General features: G+C 36.4%; 3 protein-coding genes. All 3 read left to right on the forward strand.

Annotated elements, in window-relative coordinates:
• On the forward strand, positions 1 to 918 hold a 918-nt coding region (locus AACY61_RS09720; RefSeq protein WP_339611377.1), incomplete at its 5' end, for a TolC family protein.
• 10 nt (positions 919 to 928) lie between these two features.
• Positions 929 to 2,101, forward strand: a complete 1,173-nt coding sequence (locus tag AACY61_RS09725) for an efflux RND transporter periplasmic adaptor subunit (RefSeq protein ID WP_339611379.1) — start codon at positions 929 to 931, stop codon at positions 2,099 to 2,101.
• A gap of 6 nt (positions 2,102 to 2,107) precedes the next feature.
• Positions 2,108 to 4,169 (forward strand): efflux RND transporter permease subunit (locus AACY61_RS09730; RefSeq protein WP_339611380.1); only part of this gene is annotated, 2,062 nt, incomplete at its 3' end.

Consider the following 4,169-nt stretch of genomic DNA (forward strand, 5'->3'; position numbering starts at 1 on the left):
AAAACAACATCGGTTGTCCGAAAAGAAGTAGTTAGTGCTTATGGAAATGTATTATTGGCCCAAGAAAATATCAAAATACTTGAAAGTAATAAAGCCACTCTCGAAAGAAACCTCAGGGAAACAACCGAAATCTTTAAAAACGGTCTTACTGAAGAAGAAGATGTAGAGCAATTGCAAATTACTCTTTCAACAATTGAAACACAACTCAAAAATGCAGAAAGACTTTATGAACTATCCAATCAAATGCTTAACATCACTCTTGGAATTGACTTGGAAAACACCATTACATTGACAGATAATTTAGAGTCACTCATTACCGAAAATATAGATTTACAGCTTTTGGCTACTGAACTTTTAATTAATGAAAATATTGACTTTAAAATTGCAAACAACTTTACAGAACAACGACGGCTAGAATTAAAACTGGAACGCTACAAAGCATTACCCACATTAAGCGGATTTATAAATTATGGCACTCAGGCCAATAGTGATTCATTTACGTTTCTTGATTCAGAACAACGCTGGTTTCAATCCTCAATAGCTGGGGTAAGTTTGCAAATACCCATTTTTAGTTCTCTAGGCAGAACAGCAAAAACTCAACGTGCAAAAATTGCTTTTGATCAAGCAAAAACAGAATTTGATGAAACAGTTCAAAAAATAAAACTGGAAGCCAACGCTGCTAAAAATGAATACAGGTTTGCAATTGATAGTTATGAAAACTCTAAAAGCAATTTGGATTTGGCAGAACGCATAGAACGTAAAAATCAAATCAAATTTTTTGAAGGTCTGAGCAGCAGTTTTGATCTGCGACAAGCTCAACTTCAGCTTTATAATGCTCAGCAAGAGTATTTACAAGCCATGCTTGATGTTGTTAATAAAAAAGCCGAACTAGAACGAATACTCAATACCACCAATTAAATTATATCAAATGAAAAAAATACTTTATATATCTTTTGCACTGTCATTGTTAATTGCTTGTTCAGACACAAAAAAGTCAACGACTGTTGAAGGAGTCATAGAAGAAGGAGACCTGAACAGAATGAAAGAAAAAAGAACAGAAGTGCTCGCCTCTTATGATAGTATAGGTAAACTTTTATCACAACTTGAAATCGCAATTGCAGAAAAAGATACTTCAAAAAATTACCCCTTAGTAAGCATTTATAAAATTAAAGACACTCTTTTTGAAAGTTTTATTACACTTCAGGGTAGTGTTGATACACGACAAAATATTTTAATATTTCCTGAATATCAAGGTGTTTTGACATCAGTCAATGTAAAAGAAGGACAAGAGGTTTCAAAAGGGCTACTGCTTGCTAAAATTGATGATGGAGGTCTTTCAAGCCAACTGGCTCAGTTGGAGACCCAATATGAGCTGGCAAAAACCACTTATGAAAGACAACAGCGTTTGTGGGACCAAAAAATTGGAAGCGAAATTCAGCTCCTGCAGGCAAAAACAACTATGGAGTCAACACAAAGTCAAGTAAAACAGATACGCTCACAATTAGAAAAAACTACAATAAGAGCTCCATTTTCAGGAGTTATTGATGAAATCATCACAGAACAAGGGCAGGTTGTTGGCCCCGGTGGGCAGGCGTTAATGCGTCTGTTGAGTTTGAGTGATATGTTCATTAAAGCATCGGTGCCTGAGTCCTATATACAAAGTGTTGATAAAGGCACATCAGTAAAGGTAAATTTAGGCTCAATTGACACTAATATTGATGGTAAAATTTCAAACGTTGGAAGTTATATAAACCCATCAAATAGAACCTTTCAGGTAGAAGTCAAAATTCCTAATGTAAAGGGAAAAGTGAAACCAAATATGATGGCGAGCCTTCAAATAAACAATTACTCTAAAGAAAATACGGTAGCAATTCCGGCAAATACCATTCAGGAAAGTGCAACCGGCGAAAAATATGTCTATGTTCTCAATGAAATAGAAAATCAAAACGCACTGGTTGTGCGCACACAAATTGAAACAGGTAGAAAAAGTAATGGATTTATTGAAGTGTTAAGCGGTCTTTCAGACAATGATGTGATTGTAAAAGAAGGAGCTCTTACCTTAAAAGATGGAATGACAATTACTTTCAACGAGGAAAACTAATCAAAAATGGCAGATAAAAAAATTAAATATTTTGGCTTATCAAACTGGTCGATAAATAATAAGATGACCGTGTTTGTATTGATAGCCATCGTTACTTTTGGAGGATTGATGTCTTACCTTAACCTTCCCAGAGAGTCATTTCCGGAAGTAATAGAAAATAAAGTGTATGTGAGTTCATTGCTGCCGGGCAACTCAGCTGAAGATGTAGAACGCCGTGTAACTAAGCCACTGGAAGAAGAAATAAATGACATTTCGGGTGTTGTAAAAATCACTTCAAATTCTTTGCAGGATTATTCAATGATAACAATAGAGTTTGAAGAATCTATTACGATACAAGATGCCAAAACACTGGTCAAAGACAAAGTAGATGCCGTAAAGGCATTACAGGATTGGCCTACACTTGACGGAGGTGTAAAAGTAGAACCCAATGTGTTTGACCTCAATATTTCAGAGATCATGCCTATTGCACAACTCAACCTCAAAGGAGATTACACTCAGGAACAGCTCAAAAAATTTGCTGAAGACCTGCAAGATCGACTGGAAGAGTTTACAGAAGTAAAAGAAGCTACAGTTTTAGGTGTTCAGGACAAAGAAGTAGAAATAGCTGTTGATAACTACAAAATGATGGCTGCTGAGGTGAGCTTCAATCAAATTATTACAGCCATTCAAAACGAAAACACCACAATTTCCGGAGGCAATATTATTGAAAACGGAATGCGTAGAAATATTCGTGTGATAGGGGAAATTAAAAGCCCTTCAGAACTTGAAAATATTGTTGTAAAGGAGGATGAAGGAGCTGTTTACCTAAAAGACATTGCGGCCATTAATTTCAGACCAAAAGATGCTACCACTTATGCCAGGGAATATGGAAAACCAGTGGTGATGCTCAGCATTAAAAAGAAAGGTGGAGAGAACATGATTTCCGCAATGGAAAAAATTAAAGAACATATTCCTGAGGCACTGGGTTCATACCTTCCGGATGATTTAGAAATATCTATTACCAGTGACCAGTCTACAAGAACTGAAGACCAGGTGGCTGAACTTGAAAACAGTATCATCTTTGGGGTGATTTTGGTTATTAGTGTTTTGATGTTCTTTCTAGGGTTTAGAAATGCTCTTTTTGTAGGAATTGCTATACCACTTTCAATCCTGCTTTCTTTTTTGATTTTGCCTATTGCAGGAGATTTATCTGGTGTAAACCTCACGTTAAATACGATGGTGCTTTTTGCCACAGTTATGGGGCTTGGAATGCTTGTAGATAATGGAATTGTAGTAGTAGAAAATGTCTATAGACTTATGGATGAAGGCATGCCCAGGATGGAAGCTGCCAAACAGGGAGTAGGAGAAATTGCCTGGCCCATTATTGCCTCAACAGCAACCACTTTAGCAGCCTTTTTACCTCTTGGGTTTTGGCCGGGTATTATGGGGAAATTTATGATTTTCTTTCCAATGACACTTTCTGTGGTGCTGTTTTCATCGCTTTTTGTAGCCTTGGTGATTAACGCAATGCTCACTTCAACCTTTATGAAAACTCAGGAGGAGGAAATGTCAAGAAAAACCATCGTTAAAATTAGTGGGGCTTTATTTGGTTTTGGATTATTGCTGTTAATTTCCGGATTGCTTGACACACACATTATTTTTAAAGTTTTAGGACCAATAATCCTGATAGTTTCATTGGTTCAGGTTTTTATTGGCTGGAAAGACCGATCTAAAACAGCACTTTTACGAAAAGGCTTGGGGGTTTTTGCTGTGGGGATTTTGTTTACTATTCTTGGTTATGTAGGGGGTCCCAAAGCCCTCGTAGGTTTTGGAAACTTATTTATTTTCACCTCTATTTCTTTGTGGTTTTTCAAATATGTTCTGATTCCGGCTTCAAAAAAATTTCAATTCAAGACACTTCCAAAAATTGAAAATCAATACCAGCGTTTTTTGGATTTTGCCCTAAAGGGAAGCAATGCGTACCGGTTCTTTTTTGGAACTGTTGGTTTGTTGATTTTGGCTTTTTTAGTATTTGGATTATTTACCCCACAGGTGTTGTTTTTTCCTGAAAATCAACCCAACCAAGCCA

Source organism: uncultured Planktosalinus sp. (genome assembly GCF_963973675.1).
In the GTDB taxonomy this organism is placed as follows: Bacteria; Bacteroidota; Bacteroidia; order Flavobacteriales; family Flavobacteriaceae; genus Planktosalinus.

Bases quoted from the DNA above. Each gene is read 5' to 3' on its own strand.
- AACY61_RS09725 (WP_339611379.1), top strand. From the start codon at position 929: ATGAAAAAAATACTTTATATATCTTTTGCACTGTCATTGTTAATTGCT.